The organism is Pseudomonas sp. SMV7 (genome assembly GCF_052041995.1).
Lineage (GTDB): Bacteria > Pseudomonadota > Gammaproteobacteria > Pseudomonadales > Pseudomonadaceae > Aquipseudomonas.
Window position 1 is genome coordinate 1 of sequence record NZ_JBKGGT010000020.1, and the last position, 19,728, is coordinate 19,728.

The window sequence follows — 19,728 nt, forward strand, 5'->3', positions numbered from 1 at the left end:
ACCGATAACTTCTTCGAGCTGGGCGGTGATTCGATCGTATCCTTGCAACTGGTCAGCCGAGCACGCCAGGCCGGGCTCGAGTTTACCCCCCGGGAGCTATTCGAGCATCAGACCGTGCAGCGCCTGGCCCTGGTCGCACGGCAACAGCGTACCGCGCAGGATGGCGACCCGCCTGCAGCCTCGGCAGCGGATGCGTTGGCGGCGCTGACCCAGGCACAACGGCAGCGACTGCCGGTTCCGATGGAGCAGATCGCTGACCTCTATCCGCTTTCGCCGATGCAGCAGGGGATGCTGTTCTATACCCTGCAAGGGCCCGAAGCCGGCCTTTACATCAACCAGACCGCGGTCTCGGTTGCCGGGCTGGACATTGACCGCTTCGCCGATGCCTGGCGGCAGGTGGTTGCCCGGCACGACATTCTGCGCACGGCCTTCTGGTCCGACCCGCAACTGCACGAGCCGATGCAACTGGTGCTGCACGACGTGGCCTTGCCGTTGCAGGTGCTCGATTGGCGGCAGCGAGACTGCGCGCCGCAGGCACTCAAGGCATTGGCGGCAGAAGACGCTGCCCGAGGCTTCCAGTTGGCGAGTGCGCCGCTCATGCGCCTGACGCTGGTGCGCCTGGAAGATGGCGGCGTGCACCTGATCTGGACGCGGCATCACATCCTGATGGACGGCTGGAGCGATTCGCGCCTGCTGGGCGAGGTACTGCAGACCTATCACGGGCAAGCGCCGCAACGCCCGGTGGTGCAGTTCGGCAACTACATCCGCTGGCTTGGCGCGCAACCCCAGGAACAACTCGAACGGTTCTGGAGCGCCACACTCGGCGGCCTGGAAACCCCGACCTTGCTGACGGGCAGCGTGCTGCCTCGCCCTGCGCCTGAGCTGGACGGTCATGCAGCGCTGTACCTGCGCTGGGACAGGCCCAGGACCCGACGCCTGCGTGAGCAGGCGCAAAGGCTGCGGGTGACCCCGAACACCCTGATACAGGCGGCCTGGTTGCTGGTGTTGCAACGCTACACCGGGCAGTCCACGGTGTGCTTCGGCGCGACGGTGGCCGGGCGTCCGCCGAGCCTTGCGGGGGCCGATGAAATGCTGGGGTTGTTCATCAATACCTTGCCGGTGGTGCAGACGCCCGAGCCCGGGCAACGGGTCGAGACATGGTTGCAGCAGCTGCAGGCGTACAACGTCGAGATGCGCGACCATGAGCACGCGGCCCTTGCCCATGTCCAGCGCTGGGCCGGGCGCCCGGGCCAGGCGTTGTTCGACAGTATCGTCGTGTTCGAGAATTTCCCGGTCGATGAGCGCCTGGCGGAAAACACTAGCGACTCCCTGCAGTTCGGTGAGGTCAGTGCGCGCGGCGTCACCAACTACGCCATGGACTTGTGCGTGGAGCTGGGCAACACCCTGGTGGTGGAGTTCATGTACCTGCGCAGCTGCTTCAGCGCGGCCGCCACCGAGGCATTGCGTGGCAGCTTCGAGCGGTTGTTGAATGCGATGCTGGATGACCCGCAGGCTACGCTCGGTAGCCTGGATATGTTGACCCCGGCGCAGTTGCAACAGGCCGCCACGCGCAACCGCCTGGCCGGCAGCCCGCAGCGCGAGCCGCTGCTGGCCGAGCAGATTGCCGTGCACGCCACGGCTTGCCCCGATGCCGTCGCGGTGGTCTGCGCAGGGCAGCAATTGACCTATCGCGAGCTGGAGGAAAGGGCCAATCGCCTGGCGCATCGGCTCATCGCCCTGGGCGCGCGGCCAGAGGCCACCGTCGGCATCGCCCTGGAGCGTTCGGTCGATGTCATCGTGGCGTTCCTTGCCGTGATGAAGACCGGTGCGGCCTATGTCCCGCTGGACATCGATTACCCCCAGGAGCGCCTGCAATGGATCGTCGCTGACGCCGGCATGCACGTGCTGATCACCACCCGCGAGCTCAGGCCGCGTTTCGCCCAGGTGCAGTGTTGTGTCGAGCTGGACACCCAGGTACTCGACACCTTGCCGCTGACACCGCCGCAAGTGAACCTGCAGCGGGACAACCTGGCCTACCTCATCTATACCTCTGGCTCTACCGGCAAGCCCAAAGGGGTAGCGGTCAGCCACGAGCAGATCCGCATGCACTGCCAGGCCATTGCCTCGCTGTATGACATGGATCGAACCACCCGCGAACTGCTGTTCATGTCATTTGCCTTCGATGGTGCCCAGGAACGCTGGCTGTCGACCTTGTCATCCGGTGGCTGTCTGGTGGTGCGTGAAAACCGTCTGTGGACGGCAGAAGAAACTTGGCAGGTGCTGCATGAGCAACGCATCGACATTGCTTGCTTCCCACCGGCCTACCTTCAGCAACTGGCAGAATTTGCCGAAAGCCAGGACCAGGCCGCGCCCCCGGTGCGGGTGTACTGCTTTGGTGGGGACGCGGTGCCGAATGCGCTGTTCGAGCAGGTCAAGCGCAGCTTGCAGCCGCAGTGGCTGACCAACGGCTATGGCCCGACCGAGACGGTGGTTACCCCGCTGTTGTGGAAGGTCTCCCGCGAGCAGGCATGCGAGGCGGTGTTCGCACCGATCGGCACGCGTGTCGGTGAGCGCACCCTGTACGTACTCGACCCGCATCTCAATCCGCTGCCTGATGGTGTCGCCGGCGAACTGTACATTGGCGGCGAAGGGGTGGCGCGTGGGTATCACCAGCGGCCGTCCCTGACTGCCGAGCGTTTCGTCGCCGACCCAGCTGGCCAGGGCTTGCGCCTGTATCGCACCGGTGACCGGGTGCGGCGCCGTAGCGACGGCGTGATCGACTTCATCGGGCGCATGGACAACCAGTTGAAGGTGCGTGGTTTCCGCATCGAGCCCGGCGAAATCGAAGCGCGCCTGCGTGATCTGGACGAAGTGCGGGATGCCGTGGTGGTCGCGCGCGACACAGCCGCAGGCAAACAGCTGATCGGCTACGTGGTGACCCGCGACCAGCACGGCTGCGCCCAGGCATTGCGTGAGGCCCTGGCTGCCGAATTGCCGGATTACATGGTGCCTGCGCAACTGGTGCTGATGCCGGCATTGCCGCTCACGCCAAACGGCAAGGTCGACCGCAATGCGCTGCCGGCGCCCGAATTCGTCGGCCAGCGGGTGCAGGTTGCACCGCGCAACGCGATCGAGCGGGCGTTGGCGGACATCTGGCAGCAAGTGCTGGATGTGCCCAGCGTGGGGGTCGAAGACAACTTCTTCGAGCTGGGCGGCGATTCGCTGCGCGTGCTCAAGATGCTGTCCGAGGTCCGCGCCTGCGAGGCGTTGCCCATCGAACTGAAGCTGCGGGATGTGATTGCCAGGCCGACCATTGCCGAGCTGTCTGGTTACGCCGACAACCAGGCCGGCCTGGATCCGCTGCTGCTGCTCAACAGCCGGGTGGCCGGCGCGCCACCGTTGTTCTGCCTGCACGCCGGCTTCGGTACGGTGTTCGACTACGAGCCGTTGGCGCGCCGCCTGGATGGCCGTTGTGCAGTCTACGGCGTCCAGTGTCGCATGCTGCTGGAGCATGCCTGGGAGGATGATTCCCTGCAGGCAATGGCGATCGACTATGCCCAGTACATCCGCCAGAAACAGCCGCAGGGGCCTTACCAGTTGCTCGGGTGGTCGCTCGGTGGCGCGCTTGCGGTGCTGGTGGCCCATGAGCTGGAAAGCCAAGGGCAGCAGGTTGCGCTGCTGAGCCTGGTGGACAGCTTCATTCCTCAGCCGGGCCAGGTGGCACCTGACACTGATTGGCGTGACGACCTGCACGGCTTCCTGGGGGTGATGCTTGGCGCAGACAGAGAACGTCTGGTTGTGCCTGCAATAGCGGCCGATTGCGACAGCAACGGGTTGGCGCAGATCATTGACGCGGTGCGCGCGACCCAGGCCGGGCAGTCAGCTTATGCCGAGATCGGCAGCGCGGAGCTGGCCCACACTTTTGTCGTCGCGATGAAGCTCAAGGCACTGTCGCAGCAGATGGCCGCGTTGCCGGTTACGGTTGCAGAGGCTGCGTGCTGGTGGGCAGGTGCCGGCAACTTCGACGAGCGGATTGCCGGCCCTGCCCGGCATGCCGCTGTGGATGCCGGGCATTACGACATCCTCAGGCATCCCGAGGTACTCGAAGGTCTGGCCGCCTTGCTGCAACGGCGGGACCTGGTCGGCGGCTGAAGCTGGCCGCCCCGTTGTGGGGCGGCTGCCTGCATAAGGGCCCGTTGCGTACCCCTGGGGTGGCAACGGGCTTTTTCATGACTACGGCTCGCCCGGGCATGGCCGGGCAATGAAAAACGGCGCTCCCGGGTGGGAAGCGCCGTCCTGTCAGCCGGCTTGCGGCAAGTGTGGCGGGATTGCTGTCAGGTCAGAAGTCGTAGCGCAGGTTCAGCATGGTGTTGCGCGGGGCGCCGTAGTGGGCGTAGCTGCCGGCCATGCCTGCGTAGTATTTCTCATCGAACAGGTTGTTGACGTTGACGGTGGCCGACAGGTTGTCGTTGATCTGGTAGCGAGCCATCAGGCTGGCGACGGTATAGTCGTCTTGCGTGACTCGTGCACCCAGGCGGGCGTAGGTGAGCGACGAACTGGAGTTCCAGCTTGCACCGCCGCCAATGGTCAGCTTGTTCCAGTCACCCTGAAGACGGTAGGTGGTCCAGAGGCGGAAGGTGTCCATGGGCAATTGCGTGGTCAGGCGGTTGCCATCGGCGTCCTCGGTACGCGAATGGCTATAGCCGGTCTGCAGGTTCCAGCCGGGCAGCACCTCACCGGACAGTTCCAGGTCGATACCTTTGGTTTCGGCACCATCGACAGCGCGGTAAGCCTGGGTACGACCAGGTGTCAGGTTATCGCCATCCTCTTCGGCAAGGTTGTCGCGCTGGATCAGGTAGAGCGCAGCGTTGGCATTCAACCGGCCATCATAGAATTCACCTTTCCAACCCAGCTCGTAGTTCTTGCCCACCACAGGTTCCAGGGTCTTGCCGGACACATCCTGGGCAGACTGCGGCTTGAAGATGTCGGTATAGCTGACGTAGACCGACTGTTCCGGTGTCAGGTCATAGACGATCCCGGCATAGGGCGTGACCACGCCGTTCTCGCGCATCTTGGTGGTCGGGGCGCGGGCGGGCAGGATGCTGAGGTTGTAGTCGTAGCTGTATTTCGAGACCCGGGCGCCGAGGATGAAGTGCAGCTCGTCAGTGACGTTGAAGCGGCCAGCCAGGTAGTAACCGCTCTGCCGGATAGCGACGTTGTAATCGAGGAACGGGACGTAGCTGTCGTCCGCTGGCCGGGCCATCTGGTTGTCCCAGTTGTAATAGTCGATCGTGGTCGACGGCGCATCGGCTTCGTCGTGCTGGTTCTCGTACTCCTGGAAGTTGTAGCCGACGATCAGCTCATGGCTTTGCCCGAGCAGTTCAAACGGGCCCTGCAGCGTCACATCGATGCCTTTCTGCGTCTGGGTTGCCTTGGCCTTGGCCGGGATGATCGGTATCGCACCGGTGGCCTGGTTGATATAGGCCACGTTGGTGGTGGTACGCAGGTAGGCAGAATCGGTATCGCGGTCGACGTCCATGTAGTTGGCGGCGATCTTGAACTGCCAGTCATTGGCCAGAGCCTGTTCCAGGCCGAAGGTGTAGTTGGTGGTTTCGATTTCGTCGTACATCCAGCGCGCGCCGGCGCTTTTCGAGCGGGAGAAATCGGTGGGTTGGCCATTGCTGAACAGCACCGGGACGCCGGGGGCACCATCGGCCCGGTACTTCTGGTGGTCGATGCTGAAACGGCCGACGGTGGTGTCGGTCAGGTCTGCTTCGACTACCCCATAGACCAGGTCGCGTTTCTGGCTGTACCAGTCCATGAAGGTGTCGTTGTCTTGCTTGGCTGCGACGAAACGGCCGCGAACGTTGCCGTTGTCCGTCAGCGGCCCGGAGATGTCCGCTTCGGCGCGGTAGTAGTCCCACGAGCCAACCCCGGCCTGGATGTGCGACTTGAACTCGCGGGTTGGCCGCTTGCGAATCAGGTTCACCACGCCGCTCGGGTCACCCGCCCCGGTCATCAGGCCGGTAGCACCACGGATGATCTCGACATGATCGTAGAGCGCCATGTCCAGCAGGGTGCTGGGCATGTTGCGGGTCTGGTTTTCCTGGGTGGTGGTCACGCCATCGATCTGGTAGGTGTTGATCGCACTGCCCCGGGAGTAGATGTTGAAACGCTCTCCGCCGTCCTGGGACATGGTGATGCCGGGCGTCTGGTTGAGCACTTCGGTCATTGTCGCCAGGTGTTGGTCGTCCATGCGCTGGCGGGTGATCACGCTGATGGTCTGCGGCGTTTCGCGGATCGACAGGTTCATCTTGGTGGCGGTGTTGGTCAGCCCGGTGGTGTACGACCCTGTACCTTCGGTAGTGGCCCCCAGGCCCGTGCTACTGACGTTGGTCGCCGAAAGTTCGACCTGGCCGTCCTTTGCGCTCGAGCCTGCGGTGACGGTCACCGTGTTGCCGTCGATCTGGTAACGCAGCCCGCTGCCACCCAGCAGGATGCCCAGTGACGAAGCGAGGTCGTGCCGGCCCTCGAGGGTACTGGAGCGCAAACCGCCGATGTCCTCCGGGCTGTACAGCAACTGGGTATCGGTCTGTCTGGCCAGGGCCTGCAATGCCGAGGTCATCGACTGCGCAGGAATGTCCAGGGTCCATTCCTGCGCCTGCACCTGGGCGGCCATGGCGGTGGACATCGCCAGGCCCAGGCCGACGCGTGTCAACGCCTCCCGGGGACGAAACGAGTGACGGATCAGTAACGCTTTGGCAAGCGGGTCGAGCGGGCCGGGCAAGGACTTGGACATCTATTGCGGTCTCGTTGGCAGAGGGGGTTTTATCTATGTCAGCAATAGGACGCAGCACCTGGGAAAAACCGGAACGATTCTTATTGACGATTTTTTCAGGGGCTGCTGCGCCAACCGCGTCACAACTTCACAAGTCACGTGCTACGCGAAAACCGAGGAAGTCGCCGCGGGTGGTCTTGAGGCGGTCATTGCGGTTGGCCGAGCGGGAGAAGATCGGCGGCTCGCCCCAGTCGTTGCCACGCATGTGCGCGCGGATGCACTGGGGGTCCTGAACCCAGGCGCTGCCGTCGGCAGGGGCGCCAACGTAGCTGTCGTGGTAGCAGTCGGCGACCCATTCGTAGACGTTACCGTGCATGTCGTACAGGCCGAAGGCATTGGCCGGGTAACTGCCCACCGGGGCGGTGAAGGCGTAACCATCCTTGGGGCCGTAGGTGTTGGCGTGCTTGCTGATCTCGTACTTGCCCGGTTCGTCGAAGGGGAAGGGGAACGGGCCGGTAGAGCCGGCGCGGGCGGCGTATTCGCGTTCGGCCTCGCTGACCATGCGGTAGGGCTTGCCGGTGGTTTTCGCCAGCCAGCGGGCGTAGCCCTGCACTTCGGCGTAGTCCACGCACACCGCCGGTTGGCGGGGGCCTTGCGGGTAGCTGGGTTTGCCTGCTTCGCACCAGCGGCCGGGGCGGTCGTCGCCGCTCTTGATCACGGTGCCGGTGGCCTTGATGTAGGCGTCCAGTTCGCCGGCAGTGACCTGGTAGCGGCTCATGGCGAAGGGTTGGGCGAAGGTCACGGTGTGCAGCGGGCCCTCGTCGGGCTGGCGACCGACTTCGTCGTCGGGGGCGCCCATCTGGTAGCTGCCGGCGGGCAGCACGACCATTTCCGGGCAGTCCTTGCAGTCCTTGAACACGTCGCCGGGTTTGGCGGCGTGGGCATGGGCGCTGAGCAGCAGCAGGCAGGTGATCTCGGCTGGCCGGCAGAGCCAGGTGGATAGGTTCATCAGCGGTCCTCGGAACGGGTGAATGCGGGCTGCGTTTCGCATTCAGACGAGCCGGAGCGGTGAAAAATTAACCAGTCGTTGTAGGAACGTGGGCGGCGGGGGTGGTTGCCAGCCGACAAACCCCGGGCTATAGTCCAGCCCATTGTCCTCTTCCCGAAGACCTGCTCATGCCAGCCAGCCCTTCCACCACTTGCTTTGCCATCGCGCCAGTCGCGGGCATGGTCGTGCGTGGCAGCCAGCAGCCGGTCATGATCAGTCACTATCCACCACCACCTGTCAGTGGCGTCGTGGGCGGCTTAGCTCCGCCTCGCTGCGTGGTCGTGCTGGGCTGATCGGCTTCTGGCCGCTGCCCTTCGCACACGCAACCTACTGAACACGGTCGGCGGCTTCCCACGCTGAAGCGCACGTCGTCCGTCTGGCTTATCTGCCTTATATCAGGTGGCAATTCATGTCTGTCTTTAGCAAAACCTCGGTGGCCTCGGCGGCCACTACCTGCCTGTTCGTCCTGCTGTGGAGCAGCGGGGCGATCGTTTCCAAGCTGGGCCTGACGCAGGCCAGCCCGTTCGCCTTCCTGCTGCTGCGCTCGGCGCTGGCCCTGGCCGGCATGCTGCTGGTCGGGCCACTGCTGGGGCTGCGCTGGCCGCGCAGTCGCGGGGCCGTGCTGCGGGCCCTGGGCACCGGCTGCGTGCTGCTCGGCGCCTACCAGATCTTTTACCTGCTGGCGCTCGACACCCAGGTCACCCCCGGCATCATGGCCACGGTGATGGGGGTACAGCCGATCCTGACGGTGGTGCTGATGGAGCGCCAGCGCTCGTGGAGCCGAATGTTCGGCCTGGTGCTGGGATTGGCTGGCTTGATAATGGTGGTCTACCAGGGCATCAACCTGGGTGGGGTGTCGCTGGCCGGGATGCTGTTCGCCCTGCTGGCACTGGCCTGCATGACCTTTGGCTCGATCCTGCAGAAGCGTATCACCGAGAACCCGATGGGCACCCTGCCGCTGCAGTACCTGGCCGGCTTTGCCATGTGCGCACTGTTCGCGCCGCTGCAGCCACTGCATGTGCAGTGGAGCGGCGGCTTCGTCGGTGCGTTGCTGTGGATGGGCCTGGTGGTCTCGCTGCTGGCGACCTTGTTGCTGTATCGGCTGATCGCCAAGGGCAACCTGGTGAATGTCACCAGCCTGTTCTACCTGGTACCTGCGGTGACTGCGGTGATGGACTTGCTGATCTTCGGTAACCGCCTGGCACCGCTCGGCCTGCTGGGCATGGCGCTGATCGTGGTGGGCCTGCTGTTCGTGTTTCGCAAGCCTGCCGCGCGCCTGGCCGAGGCGTAGGCGTTAGCGGAATTCTTCGGGGATGGCGTGGCGCAGCACGCCTTCCTCGAAGTCCAGCAGGCCGGCGTCGCGCTGGGTGAGCAGGTAGTAGAGCAGGGTATCGAGCGAACGCTGCGGCGGAACCTCGAGCGCCAGCATCTTCACCGCCTGTTCGGTCTCGCAGTTGCAGCCGAAGTCTTGTAGCGCCGCGCGTACCTGGTCCAAGGTTTCCGGGGGCCTGACGATAACCCGGAACACCGAACTGCCGCTGCTGCGGCGCAGTTCGGCAAACCAGGTTTCGCCGGCTTCTTCACGGGTGGCGATCACGTCGCCCGGGGCAATGCCGTAGACATGGAAGGGAATGTTGTCGACGGCATAGCCACCCTCCACGGCCTTGGCCCACAGCCCCTCGACCGAGGCCGGTGGATAGCCGTTGGCGTCCTGTTCCAGGCGGAACAAGACCTTCCTGTATGCGCTGTTCACGGTCTGCTCCGCTTCACCTGCGCGCCGGGCGCAGTACCAGCCACAACGCCGCAGCGATCAGCAGGCCGCCGTACAGGTGCGCCATCGACAGCGGTTCATCCAGCAGCCACGCCCCCCACACTACGCCGAACACCGGAATCAGGAAGGTCACGGTGCTGGCCTTGACCGGGCCGATCTCTTCCAGCAGGCGGAAGTACAGGATGTAGGCGAATGCCGTACACAGCAAGCCCAGGCCCAGCAGCGACAGCCATACCTGCCAGCCGCCCCAGCTGGCCGGGGGCTGGCTCAGTGCGCTCCAGGCGAACAGCGGGCTGAGCATCAGGGTCGCGCCGAGCATGCTGCCCAGGGCTGACAGGCGGCTGTCCAGGCCGCTGACCCAGCGGCGGGCGAGGAAACCGGCAAAGCCGTAGCAGGTGGTGGCTGCCAGGCAGGCCAGGGCGCCCTGCAGCAGGGCCAGGTCAAGGGCGACCGGGCCGGCGCCGCTGAGGATGCCGACGCCGAACAGGCCGAGGAAGATGCCGCACAGCTTGGCCAGGGTCATCGGCTCGCGGAAGAACAGCGCGCCGACAAGCACGCCCATCAGCGGCGTGGTGGCGTTGAAGATGGCCGAATAGCCGGCCGGCAACACCTGGGCGGCAACGGAATAGAAGGTGGCCGGAATGCCGGAGTTGATCATGCCCAGCACCAGGCAGGCGCCGAGCTTGCCCTGGAAATCCCAGCGCACCCGGGCGGCGGCAAGCAGCGCGACCAGGCCCAGGCAGGCGATGGACACGCGGAAAAACGCGGTCGGTACTGTGCCAAGTTCCGGGGCGATGATGCGCATGAACAGGAAACTCGCCCCCCAGACGGCGGCAAGGGTCAGCAGGCGGGCTAGGGCGATGGGGCTCACGACGGTCTCCGGGGGCAGGGCAGGGGCGCGAGTGTACGCCACGGGGCGGGGGGATTCTTGTGCTTTCTTGCGGTGTAAACCTATGCTGGCCTCTTCGCGGGCATGCCCGCTCCCACAGGTTCTCTGCAATGCTCGGCCCTGTGGTAATCCTGTGGGAGCGGGCGAGCCCGCGAAGAGGCCGGCACAGGCTCCGCAAAAACCAAGAGGCGACTAAGCTCTGTAACTCAACACCGCACCGAGGTCTTCGCATGCCCCAACCCTGGCCCGCCGTCGACATCGCCCGGATGATCCTCGCCGGTTTCGACGACTACCGCGACCACTTCCGGCGTATCACCCTGGGTGCCCGCAAGCGCTTCGAGCAGGCGCGCTGGCAGGAAATCCAGCGTGCCGCTGCTGCCCGCATCAACCTCTACGAAGACAAGGTCGCCGAAGTCAACGGCTGGCTCAGGGAAGGGTTTGCCGAGGATGTGCTGCTGGACGTGGCGCAATGGCCGCTGGTGAAGGACGCCTACATCCACCTGATCGACCCGCGGCTGGACGACGAGCTGGCCGAGACCTGGTACAACTCGCTGTTCTGCAGCCTGTTCAGCCACGACCTGATCAGCGACGGCTGCATGTTCATCCACACCACCCGGCCGTCGATGCGCGGTCGCGAACGTGCCGCGCAAACCCGCACCTATCGGCCTGACGAGGGTTTGCAAGGCTTGCTGCGGGCGGTCTTTGCCGATTACCCGTTCGATGTGCCGTATGGCGACCTGGAAGGCGACCTGGCACGCCTGGAGGAGCAGTTGCGCGACTGCCTGCCGGACTGGGTCTGCAAGGACCCGGCCCTGGCCCTGGAGCTGTTCGTGCCGGTGCTGTACCGCAACAAGGGGGCATACCTGGTCGGCCGGCTATACAACAGCGACGAGCAGTGGCCGCTGGTGATTCCGCTGCTGCACCGCGAAGGGCACGGCATCGAGGCCGATGCGCTGATCACCGACGAGGCCGAGGTGTCGATCATCTTTTCCTTCACCCGCTCGTACTTCATGGTCGATGTGCCGGTGCCGGCGGAGTTCGTCAACTTCCTCAAGCGCATTCTGCCGGGCAAGCACATTGCCGAGCTGTACACCTCGATCGGGTTCTACAAGCACGGCAAGTCGGAGTTCTACCGCGCGCTGATCAACCACCTGGCCAGCAGCGACGACCGTTTCGTCATGGCCCCCGGGGTACGTGGCATGGTCATGAGCGTGTTCACCCTGCCGGGCTTCAACACCGTGTTCAAGATCATCAAGGACCGTTTTTCGCCGTCGAAGACGGTCGACCGCGCCACGGTGATCGACAAGTACCGGCTGGTGAAGAGCGTCGATCGGGTGGGGCGTATGGCCGATACCCAGGAATTTGCCGATTTTCGCTTCCCGCGCAGCAAGTTCGAGCCGGAGTGCCTGGCCGAGCTGCTGGAGGTGGCACCCTCGACCGTGGCGCTGGAAGGCGACACGGTGCTGATTCGCCACTGCTGGACCGAGCGGCGCATGACGCCATTGAACCTGTACCTGGAGCAGGCCAGCGAGGCCCAGGTGCTGGAGGCGCTGGAGGATTATGGCCTGGCCATCAAGCAGTTGGCGGCGGCGAACATCTTCCCTGGCGACATGCTGCTGAAGAATTTCGGCGTTACCCGGCATGGCCGGGTGGTGTTCTACGACTATGACGAAATCAGCTTTCTGACCGAGGTGAACTTCCGCCACATCCCGCCGCCGCGTTACCCGGAAGACGAGCTGTCGGGCGAGCCGTGGTACTCGATCGGGCCGCATGATGTGTTCCCCGAAGAGTTTCCGCCGTTTTTGTTTGCCGATATCGGCCAGCGCCGGCTGTTCAGCCGCCTGCATGGAGAGCTGTACGACGCGGATTACTGGCAGCGGCTGCAGGCGGCGATACGCGACGGCAAGGTGATCGATGTGTTCCCGTATCGGCGCAAGGGGCGGTGACTGTGCTTTAGCAGGCCCGGCCTCTTCGCGGGTAAACCCGCTCCCACAGGCACCCCACTGGTTTCGCATACTGTGCCGTATCTGTGGGAGCGGGTTTACCCGCGAAGAGGCCGGGCCTGCTTTTCACCGCCCCCCCTTCAAGCACTTCAATTCACTGAATTTCGTGCGCACCTGGCCCAGCCGTTCCAGCAGCAATCGCCGCTGCTGCGGGGTGCTCTGTTGCACCAGGTCGACCAGCAGGCTACGCGCCTGGCGCTCGGTATTCTGGAATGCTGCGCGATACTCCGGCGTCCACAAGCTTTCCTTGCGTTGCAGCAAGGTCGCCAGGCGCGGTTCGAAGCTGGCGTCGTTACGCTGGTTCATGGCCAGCAGCAGTTGCTGCTGCCAGTGGGCGCGGTTGGCGATCCATGCGCGGTTCTGGTCGCCCAGCGCCTCGGACCAGGCCTGCACGCGTTGCCTTTGCACCGGGGTCAGCTCGCCAAACCAGGGCGTGAGGCGTTTTTCCATGCGTTCGGCACGGTGCGCAATCTGTTTCGACAGCGGCGTATCGACATACTGTTTCTGCCGTTCGGCGATGTCGTCGCGGAAGGCCTCGCGCATTTCCGCCACCTGCGCATCACTCATGCCGCGCAGCAGTTCAGTGGCCGACGGGGTGATTTCCTCGGCCACCCGGCCTATCGCCTCGCGCGCTTCGCGGGTGCGTTGCTGCAGGGCCTGGTCCGTCACCTGGTCGTCAGCCACCATGTCGCGTATGCGGTCCAGCCAGTCGAGGTAGCCGGGCAACTGCGTCTGGCAATGCCAGGCCAGGTGCTCGCGCAGGCGGTCGTCGAGCATGGCCTTCTGCTCTCGGTTCATGTCCAGGTAATCACCCAGCGACCAGGGCACCAGGCGGTCGAGGTTGCGGTAGGCCAGGTCGATGCGGCTGCAGGCGGCCATGGTCATGACCAGGCCGATGGCGATGAGCAGGGCTCTGGACAGGCGTAGCGGCATGGGCTGTTCCTTGCTGAGGCTGGCCAGACGGTAGACGCAAGGGGGCGGCTGACGGTTCCACTGCATCAGCGGTCGGGCGGCACGCTGGCTTCAGGTGTAGAATAGCCGCCTTGTCTTGAGGATCATCGGAAATGGCTCTGCTTGGGCGTTACAACAGTTTGCAAATCGTGAAACACGTGGACTTCGGCCTGTACCTGGATGGCGGTGCCGACGGCGAGATCCTGCTGCCCGCGCGCTACATCCCGAAAAACGCCGAAACCGAAGTCGATGACTGGCTGAACGTGTTCATCTACCTGGACAGCGAAGACCAGCTGATCGCCACCACCGAAAAGCCCAAGGTGCAGGTCGGCGAATTCGCCAGCCTCAAGGTCAAGGACATCAACGGCGCCGGCATCTTCCTCGACTGGGGCCTGTCCAAGGACCTGCTGATGCCGTACTCGGAAGAAGCGCGGCCGTTGAAGATCGGCGATTACTGCGTGGTGCACGTGTACCTCGACAAGCGCACCCGCCGCATCACCGCCACCTCGCGCCTGGACCGCTACCTCGACCGCACCCCGGCGGACTACCAGGTCGGCCAGCCGGTCGAGCTGCTGGTGGCCGGCGAAACGCCGATGGGCTTCAAGGCCATCATCAATAACCGCCACTGGGGCCTGATCCACAAGAACGAGGTGTTCAAGTTCCTGCGTTCCGGCATGCACGAAAAGGGCTTCATCAAGGAAGTGCGCCACGATGGCAAGATTGCCCTCAGCCTGCAACCGGTGGGCGCGGCCCTGGCCGACAGCCTGCAGGAGCAGATCATGGCCCGCCTGGAGGCCGAAGGCGGGGTGCTGGGGGTGTGCGACAAGAGCGACCCGGCGCTGATCAGCAAGCTGTTCAATGTCAGCAAGGGCAACTTCAAGAAGGCCATTGGCGGCCTGTTCAAGCAGGGCCGTATCGTCATCCATGACGATCGGATCGAGAAGGCCTGATCAGGCCTGCACGAAGGTACGGAAGTCCAGCTGCTCGCCACCCGGGCGGGTGTCGCGCAGCAGCGAATCGCGGTCGGCGCTGAGCGCCAGGCTGATGGTCGAGCGGCGCTTGCCGGGGTTGCGCACTTCCATCTGCTCCTGGTGGGCGCGCAGGAAGTTGGTCGGCACCTTCAGGTGCTGCAGCTCGTCGCTGTCGGGCGTGTGCAGCAGCAGGTTGACCCAGTCGGGCTGGCCCTTGCGCAGCAGCGCCACCGGCACCTCGAACCACCACAGGTTGCGCTTGCGGTCGAGAATGGCGAACAGGGTATTGGCGCTGGTCAGCACCGGCCGGGCCAGCGCCTGGTTGCGCCTGGCGATGGCGGCGGGTTTATCGAGTTTCATGCAGGTTCCTGCGGGTTGACGCTATGAAGGCCTGCATTGTGAGGGGTGGCACCGGGCGCGGCAAGGTTTGCCGTCTGCCAGCCTGCAATGATGCCGCTTGGCTCATAGCCGGGTGATCCGGTGAAACTCTTGGCGAAGGGCCCGGGTCCACCGACTGTCGACACGGTCCACGTGTCTCCCGTTACAGGAGTTTTTGCCATGAGCGGAACCAAAGACAAAGCAAAGGGGTTGGCCAACGAAGCCATCGGTAACGTCAAGCAGGGGGTTGGCAAAGCCACCGACAATGACCGGCTGCGGGCCGAGGGCGAGGCGCAGGAACTGAAAGGCGAGGGGCAACAGATCAAGGGCAATGTGAAGGATGCAGTGAAAAAGCCTTGATGTGAACCGCGAAGCAGCCTCTTCGCGCAGGCCCGCGAAGAGGCTGACTGGTGTAGGAAAATTCTTGCAGTATCGCCCGGAGCAGCACAGCGCCGACAGGGTCTATTAGACTTGTTCATTGAACCGATCAAGCGGCGAAAGGAGACGCTATGATTTTCCCCGACCTGCGCGGTCTGCCCTTGCACCGCGTGCTGGTACGTACCGTCAAGGAATTCCTTGACGACGAGATGTCCACCTACGCTTCGGCACTGGCTTACCAGGCGCTGTTTTCGCTGTTCCCCTTCCTGCTGTTCCTGATAGCGCTGATCGGCTTCCTGCACCTGCCGGACTTCTTCTCCTGGCTGCGCCTGCAGTCGGAACTGGTGCTGCCACCCCAGGCACTCGAGCAGGTCAACCCGGTAATCGACCAGTTGCAACAGTCCAAGGGCGGGTTGTTGTCGGTAGGTATCGTGATTGCCCTGTGGACCGCCTCGGCCGGTGTGCGGCTGATGATGAGCGCGATGAACGCCGCCTACGACGTGCCGGAGGGGCGCCCGGCGTGGAAGCGCATACCGCTGTCGGTTTTCTACACGGTAGGCTTGGCCGGCATGCTGCTGGTAGCTGCGGCGCTGATGGTGCTGGGCCCGCAGGTCATGGAATGGATCGCCGCGCAGGTTGGCATGCAGGAGTTCATCGTCACCTTGTGGACCGTGCTGCGCTGGCCGGTGATCGTCATTCTGCTGATGGTCGCAGTGGCGGTGATCTACTACGTGATGCCGGATGTGAAACAGGAATTTCGTTTCATCACGCCGGGCTCGGTATTGGCCGTGGTGGTATGGATCGTGGCGTCGCTGGGCTTTGCCTATTACGTGAAGACCTTTGCCGACTACAACGCCATGTATGGCAGCATTGGTGCAATCATCGTGCTGTTGTTGTATTTCTACATTTCCGCTGCCGTGTTGCTGCTGGGCGCGGAAATGAACGCCGTGATCGAGCATATGTCCAGCGAGGGCAAGAACCCCGGCGAAAAGGAAGCTGCCGAGCACAAACCCCACGCCACCATCAGCGTGCTCGGCCATCAACACCCGATACCGAGCGACCAGCAACCTTCCGAGCCGAACCCCCGATGATCCGCGACATTCTCAAGATGGGCGACGAACGCCTGCTGCGCATCGCCCCGCCAGTACCGCAACACCTGTTCGGCAGCGCCGAGCTGCAACAGTTGATCGATGACATGTTCGAAACCATGCATCACGTGGGCGGCGTGGGCCTGGCGGCGCCGCAGGTCGGCATCGACCTGCAACTGGTGATCTTTGGCTTCGAGCGCAGCGAGCGTTACCCGGATGCCGAACCGGTGCCGCAGACCATCCTGCTCAACCCGGTGATCACGCCAACCTCCACCGAGCTGGAGGACGGTTGGGAAGGGTGCCTGTCGGTACCTGGCCTGCGCGGCGTGGTGCCGCGCTTCAAGCATATCTGCTACACCGGCCTCGACCCCCAGGGCAAGCCGATCGAGCGCTTCGCCGAAGGCTTCCATGCCCGGGTGGTGCAACACGAGTGTGATCACCTGATCGGCCGGCTGTACCCGTCACGCATCCAGGACTTCTCCCGGTTCGGCTACACCGAAGTGCTGTTCCCCGGGCTGGACGCCAGCGACGACTGACCCCGCTGCAGCGCTATCAGGCGTTTGCTGCGCTGGTAGCGCTGCAGGCGGCCAGCCAGGGCCTCCGGCAAGTACCCGGCCGTATCGAACCCCAGCCGTTGATAGAAGGCGGCAAGGTCCGGGTGGCAGAACAGCCAGGTCGGCCCGTCAGCTTGCGCCAGTGCTGCCTCGACCAGGCGCCCGGCTACCCCCTGGCTGCGCCGCTGCGGGTCGACGAACAACCCGGTCAGCCAGCAACCGTCGCCCACCGCGCTCAGGCTCAAGCCGGCGATGATGCCCGGTGCCCGCGCCACCCACAGTTGCCCTTCGCCCGCCGCACGCATGCGCGAGCCGTGCTGGCGATAGAAATGGTCCAACAGCCGGCGCTCGGTGGCCGCCAGTTGCGAAAACCGAAGATCCTGTGAAATGGCGAGTCCTGCCCTGAAAGTTGGCCAAAGCGCTGGCCTGAGGGTTTGCGGTCCCTTTTGTCGCAGATTGTTGCAAATCCGGCAAGGGTGAATATCCGACTGTGGGGTTCAACTATTCAAGGCCGGGAGTAGACTTTCACCCATCCCACCTGGCAGTACGAAGCGGGATCGGTACTTCGTGCCATCACCAACGTAGATGGCAACTTCTCCGCGCCGTTACGGCAATAGAAGTCAATCGATCAGCTTGAACGCTTGAAAGGCAGACTCACATGAAACCATTACTGATTCTTGCACTGGTCGGTATGTCCTCGTTCGCCTTCGCCGATGAGGCCAAACCCGTCAACAGCGAGCCCGTGGCCCAACAGTACGACTACTCCATGAATCTGGATATCAAGCGGGTGATCAATCTGTCGACCATCCCCAACGTGTGCGAAGTGGTCCCGGCGACCATGACCTACGAGGATCACCAGGGGCAGGTGCATACCATCCAGTACCGCGCCATGGGTGAAGGTTGCCAGCAGGGTTGATCAGGTCGTTGCCTGATGGGTGGCCCCTGCGGCGATCTGCCCCGGGGCCAGCCGCGCATGCTTTTCGAGCAATAGAAAAATCCTGAATGAATATCCAGGAAAAAGTGCTATCTTGTTTTGATAGCATTTTTCGATGAACACTCGATACCGCAAGATTCTAGATGCCATTTTCCGCACGCCGACTACGGCGTCGTTGGCTTTTTCCGAAATCGAGGCGTTGACGCTCCACTTGGGTGGCCAGGTACTGGAGCGGCAAGGATCCAGGGTCAAGCTTGTGCTGGGTGGCCAATGCTGGCGATGCCACCGGCCTCATCCTGGTAAAGAAGCCAAGCGGTATCAAATTGAAGAGGCTCGCGAATTCCTCTTGCGGGCAGGAGTCAGGATATGAGTTGCATGCGCTATAAAGGCTACGCTGCCCGTATCGAGTATGACGAGCGTGACGACATCTTCGTCGGCCGTGTGCTTGGTATGCGTGACATCATCAGTTTTCACGCGAGGTCGGTGCCGGAGCTGCATGAGGCTTTCCACGATGCGTTGGAGGACTACCTGGCCGATTGTGCAGAGCAGGGCATAACGCCGGAAAAACCTGCCTCTGGCAAAATCATGTTGCGCATCCGCCCCGAAGTGCATGCCGCGGCGAGTATCGCTGCACGCGCTGCCGGCAAAAGCTTGAACCAGTGGGCGGACGAAGTCTTCGAGCAAGCCGCCATGGCCTGAACCCGCCACTTCCCATCCGCTGTGCACTCATGGCACCCTCAGGCCGCCTTCCTGAGCCGTAGCCGAGCCTTGCATGCCTTTCTCCAATGGTTTTCTCCTCAGTCTTTCCCTGTGCCTGGATATCGGCATCGCCAATATCGCCATGATTACCCTGGCCATGCAGCGCGGTTTCCTCCAGGGTTTCTGGCTGGGCCTCGGCACCTGCGTCGGCGACCTGCTGTATGCCATTGCCGCATTGGCCGGAATGACCGTGCTGCTGCAGTTCGAAAGCGTGCGCTGGGCGCTGTGGCTGGGTGGCTCGGTGCTGCTGGTGTGGTTCGCGCTGAAGATGCTGCTGGCCGCATGGCGCGGCGGGCGCATGGAAACGCGGGCCGAGGTGGTGGTGGAGTCGGGGTGGCGCGAATTCCTGCGCGGTATCTTCCTGGCCATGTCGTCGCCCAGCGCCATCCTGTGGTTCGCCGCGGTGGGGGGCGTGCTGATCTCCCGTTCCGGCGGCGGCAGCCTGCTGGATGCCGGGCTGTTTCTCGGCGGCTTCTTCGCCGCCGGGCTGGTGTGGTGCATCGGCTTGTGTGGCATTGCCAGCCATGGCGGGCGCTTGCTGGGTGACCGCCTGTTGACCTGGTCATACCTGCTGTCGGCGGCGATCTTCTGCTATTTCGCGGTGTACGTGATTGTGTCGGGGTATCGGGAGTTCGTTTAGGCAGGTTCGGATCACTGCCAGCCTTGATGTCGGAAATACTGCGCGGCCTTGTCGATTCCTCCGCGCCCCGTTCGACCATGGGTGAAGGCGCGCCGCTGGCGTGGCCACCATCCCTGACCTGTCGGAGGAATTCCCGATGAGCACCGCAGCCGAAACCGAGATTCGCCAACTGATCGAGCGCTGGATGCAGGCCGTGCGCGACCGTGACATCCCCAACATCATCGCCCCCTATGCCGAGGACATCGTTGCCTTCGATGCCATCCAGGCGCTGCAATTCAAAGGCAAGGCCACCTACCAGGCACATTGGGAAATGTGCATGGGCTTGTGTCCCGGCCCGATGGTCTTCGAACTCGCCGAACTCACCGTGCAGGCCGCTGGCGACCTGGCCCTGGCCCACTGGCTGAACCGCTGTGGCCCGGCGGACAACGACAGCCAGTGCGGCTTCATGCGCGCCACCGTAGGCTATCGTCGTCAAGGCGGCCAGTGGCAGGTCATCCACGAACACTGGTCGGCACCGTTCGACATGCAGACCCAGAAAGCGCTGTTCGATCTCAAACCCTGAGCCGTTATCGCCAAACGTACGTTG

18 protein-coding genes are annotated in these 19,728 nt (G+C 63.7%); 11 read left to right on the forward strand and 7 right to left on the reverse strand.

Annotation, left to right across the window (positions count from 1 at the left end; all coding sequences use genetic code 11):
- The coding region (locus ACLEJP_RS20930; RefSeq protein ID WP_440809443.1) for an amino acid adenylation domain-containing protein at window positions 1-4,152 on the forward strand (4,152 nt) is incomplete at its 5' end.
- Window positions 4,153-4,339: 187 nt separating this feature from the next.
- On the opposite strand, the gene ACLEJP_RS20935 is transcribed toward ACLEJP_RS20930, so the two are convergent.
- On the reverse strand, window positions 4,340-6,799 hold the full coding sequence (locus tag ACLEJP_RS20935; RefSeq protein WP_440809445.1) for a TonB-dependent siderophore receptor: 2,460 nt from the start codon (window positions 6,797-6,799) through the stop codon (window positions 4,340-4,342).
- 127 nt (window positions 6,800-6,926) lie between these two features.
- Window positions 6,927-7,787: a dihydropyoverdine dehydrogenase gene (gene pvdO, locus ACLEJP_RS20940; protein WP_440809448.1), complete on the reverse strand. Its 861-nt coding sequence runs from the start codon at window positions 7,785-7,787 to the stop codon at window positions 6,927-6,929.
- A 448-nt stretch (window positions 7,788-8,235) separates the two neighbouring features.
- On the opposite strand from pvdO, the gene ACLEJP_RS20945 reads away from it, so the two are divergent.
- Window positions 8,236-9,117, forward strand: a complete 882-nt coding sequence (locus ACLEJP_RS20945) for a DMT family transporter (protein ID WP_440809450.1) — start codon at window positions 8,236-8,238, stop codon at window positions 9,115-9,117.
- Window positions 9,118-9,120: 3 nt separating this feature from the next.
- Here ACLEJP_RS20945 and ACLEJP_RS20950 read toward each other — a convergent pair whose 3' ends face one another.
- Together ACLEJP_RS20950 and ACLEJP_RS20955 are read right to left on the reverse strand one after the other, a co-directional pair.
- On the reverse strand, window positions 9,121-9,579 hold the full coding sequence (locus tag ACLEJP_RS20950) for a DUF4265 domain-containing protein (RefSeq protein WP_440809453.1): 459 nt from the start codon (window positions 9,577-9,579) through the stop codon (window positions 9,121-9,123).
- Between the two features lie 13 nt (window positions 9,580-9,592).
- Window positions 9,593-10,468: a DMT family transporter gene (locus ACLEJP_RS20955; protein ID WP_440809455.1), complete on the reverse strand. Its 876-nt coding sequence runs from the start codon at window positions 10,466-10,468 to the stop codon at window positions 9,593-9,595.
- 248 nt (window positions 10,469-10,716) lie between these two features.
- Here ACLEJP_RS20955 and aceK point away from each other — a divergent pair, with 248 nt between their 5' ends.
- On the forward strand, window positions 10,717-12,432 hold the full coding sequence (aceK, locus tag ACLEJP_RS20960; protein WP_440809458.1) for a bifunctional isocitrate dehydrogenase kinase/phosphatase: 1,716 nt from the start codon (window positions 10,717-10,719) through the stop codon (window positions 12,430-12,432).
- A 123-nt stretch (window positions 12,433-12,555) separates the two neighbouring features.
- Here aceK and ACLEJP_RS20965 read toward each other — a convergent pair whose 3' ends face one another.
- A complete protein-coding gene (locus tag ACLEJP_RS20965; RefSeq protein ID WP_440809461.1) occupies window positions 12,556-13,422 on the reverse strand; it encodes a DUF6279 family lipoprotein in 867 nt (288 codons plus the stop codon).
- Window positions 13,423-13,553: 131 nt separating this feature from the next.
- Here ACLEJP_RS20965 and ACLEJP_RS20970 point away from each other — a divergent pair, with 131 nt between their 5' ends.
- Window positions 13,554-14,390, forward strand: a complete 837-nt coding sequence (locus ACLEJP_RS20970) for a CvfB family protein (protein WP_440809464.1) — start codon at window positions 13,554-13,556, stop codon at window positions 14,388-14,390.
- On the opposite strand, the gene ACLEJP_RS20975 is transcribed toward ACLEJP_RS20970, so the two are convergent.
- On the reverse strand, window positions 14,391-14,771 hold the full coding sequence (locus ACLEJP_RS20975) for a hypothetical protein (RefSeq protein ID WP_440809467.1): 381 nt from the start codon (window positions 14,769-14,771) through the stop codon (window positions 14,391-14,393).
- A gap of 198 nt (window positions 14,772-14,969) precedes the next feature.
- Here ACLEJP_RS20975 and ACLEJP_RS20980 point away from each other — a divergent pair, with 198 nt between their 5' ends.
- The 3 genes from ACLEJP_RS20980 to def all read left to right on the forward strand — a co-directional run bounded on the left by ACLEJP_RS20980 (window position 14,970) and on the right by def (window position 16,791).
- Entirely contained in the window at window positions 14,970-15,149 is a 180-nt protein-coding gene (locus tag ACLEJP_RS20980) for a CsbD family protein (RefSeq protein ID WP_114168292.1), read from the forward strand.
- 149 nt (window positions 15,150-15,298) lie between these two features.
- Window positions 15,299-16,258: a YihY/virulence factor BrkB family protein gene (locus ACLEJP_RS20985; RefSeq protein ID WP_289131039.1), complete on the forward strand. Its 960-nt coding sequence runs from the start codon at window positions 15,299-15,301 to the stop codon at window positions 16,256-16,258.
- Window positions 16,255-16,791 (forward strand): peptide deformylase, encoded by a 537-nt coding sequence (def, locus tag ACLEJP_RS20990; protein ID WP_440809469.1) that lies wholly within the window; start codon window positions 16,255-16,257, stop codon window positions 16,789-16,791. The genes ACLEJP_RS20985 and def overlap by 4 nt, the downstream gene beginning before the upstream one ends.
- Here def and ACLEJP_RS20995 read toward each other — a convergent pair.
- Window positions 16,746-17,114, reverse strand: coding sequence for a GNAT family N-acetyltransferase (locus tag ACLEJP_RS20995; protein WP_440809622.1), 369 nt, complete (start codon window positions 17,112-17,114; stop codon window positions 16,746-16,748). The two genes, def and ACLEJP_RS20995, sit on opposite strands and share 46 nt — an antisense overlap.
- A gap of 353 nt (window positions 17,115-17,467) precedes the next feature.
- On the opposite strand from ACLEJP_RS20995, the gene ACLEJP_RS21000 reads away from it, so the two are divergent.
- The 4 genes from ACLEJP_RS21000 (at window position 17,468) to ACLEJP_RS21015 (ending at window position 19,704) form a co-directional block, all read left to right on the forward strand.
- Complete coding sequence (locus tag ACLEJP_RS21000) at window positions 17,468-17,725, forward strand: DUF2790 domain-containing protein (protein WP_440809472.1); 258 nt, start codon at window positions 17,468-17,470, stop codon at window positions 17,723-17,725.
- 384 nt (window positions 17,726-18,109) lie between these two features.
- Entirely contained in the window at window positions 18,110-18,442 is a 333-nt protein-coding gene (locus tag ACLEJP_RS21005; RefSeq protein ID WP_440809475.1) for a type II toxin-antitoxin system HicB family antitoxin, read from the forward strand.
- Window positions 18,443-18,515: 73 nt separating this feature from the next.
- Window positions 18,516-19,142, forward strand: coding sequence for a LysE family translocator (locus tag ACLEJP_RS21010; protein WP_225778786.1), 627 nt, complete (start codon window positions 18,516-18,518; stop codon window positions 19,140-19,142).
- Window positions 19,143-19,278: 136 nt separating this feature from the next.
- A complete protein-coding gene (locus tag ACLEJP_RS21015) occupies window positions 19,279-19,704 on the forward strand; it encodes a YybH family protein (RefSeq protein ID WP_440809478.1) in 426 nt (141 codons plus the stop codon).
- Window positions 19,705-19,728 lie beyond the last annotated feature (24 nt).

Bases quoted from the DNA above. Each gene is read 5' to 3' on its own strand.
- ACLEJP_RS20975 (WP_440809467.1), bottom strand. From the start codon at position 14,771: ATGAAACTCGATAAACCCGCCGCCATCGCCAGGCGCAACCAGGCGCTG.
- def (WP_440809469.1), top strand. From the start codon at position 16,255: ATGATCCGCGACATTCTCAAGATGGGCGACGAACGCCTGCTGCGCATC.
- ACLEJP_RS20935 (WP_440809445.1), bottom strand. From the start codon at position 6,799: ATGTCCAAGTCCTTGCCCGGCCCGCTCGACCCGCTTGCCAAAGCGTTA.
- aceK (WP_440809458.1), top strand. From the start codon at position 10,717: ATGCCCCAACCCTGGCCCGCCGTCGACATCGCCCGGATGATCCTCGCC.
- ACLEJP_RS20945 (WP_440809450.1), top strand. From the start codon at position 8,236: ATGTCTGTCTTTAGCAAAACCTCGGTGGCCTCGGCGGCCACTACCTGC.
- ACLEJP_RS21015 (WP_440809478.1), top strand. From the start codon at position 19,279: ATGAGCACCGCAGCCGAAACCGAGATTCGCCAACTGATCGAGCGCTGG.
- ACLEJP_RS20995 (WP_440809622.1), bottom strand. From the start codon at position 17,114: ATGCGTGCGGCGGGCGAAGGGCAACTGTGGGTGGCGCGGGCACCGGGC.
- ACLEJP_RS20980 (WP_114168292.1), top strand. From the start codon at position 14,970: ATGAGCGGAACCAAAGACAAAGCAAAGGGGTTGGCCAACGAAGCCATC.
- ACLEJP_RS21005 (WP_440809475.1), top strand. From the start codon at position 18,110: ATGAGTTGCATGCGCTATAAAGGCTACGCTGCCCGTATCGAGTATGAC.
- ACLEJP_RS21000 (WP_440809472.1), top strand. From the start codon at position 17,468: ATGAAACCATTACTGATTCTTGCACTGGTCGGTATGTCCTCGTTCGCC.
- ACLEJP_RS20965 (WP_440809461.1), bottom strand. From the start codon at position 13,422: ATGCCGCTACGCCTGTCCAGAGCCCTGCTCATCGCCATCGGCCTGGTC.
- pvdO (WP_440809448.1), bottom strand. From the start codon at position 7,787: ATGAACCTATCCACCTGGCTCTGCCGGCCAGCCGAGATCACCTGCCTG.
- ACLEJP_RS21010 (WP_225778786.1), top strand. From the start codon at position 18,516: ATGCCTTTCTCCAATGGTTTTCTCCTCAGTCTTTCCCTGTGCCTGGAT.
- ACLEJP_RS20985 (WP_289131039.1), top strand. From the start codon at position 15,299: ATGATTTTCCCCGACCTGCGCGGTCTGCCCTTGCACCGCGTGCTGGTA.
- ACLEJP_RS20970 (WP_440809464.1), top strand. From the start codon at position 13,554: ATGGCTCTGCTTGGGCGTTACAACAGTTTGCAAATCGTGAAACACGTG.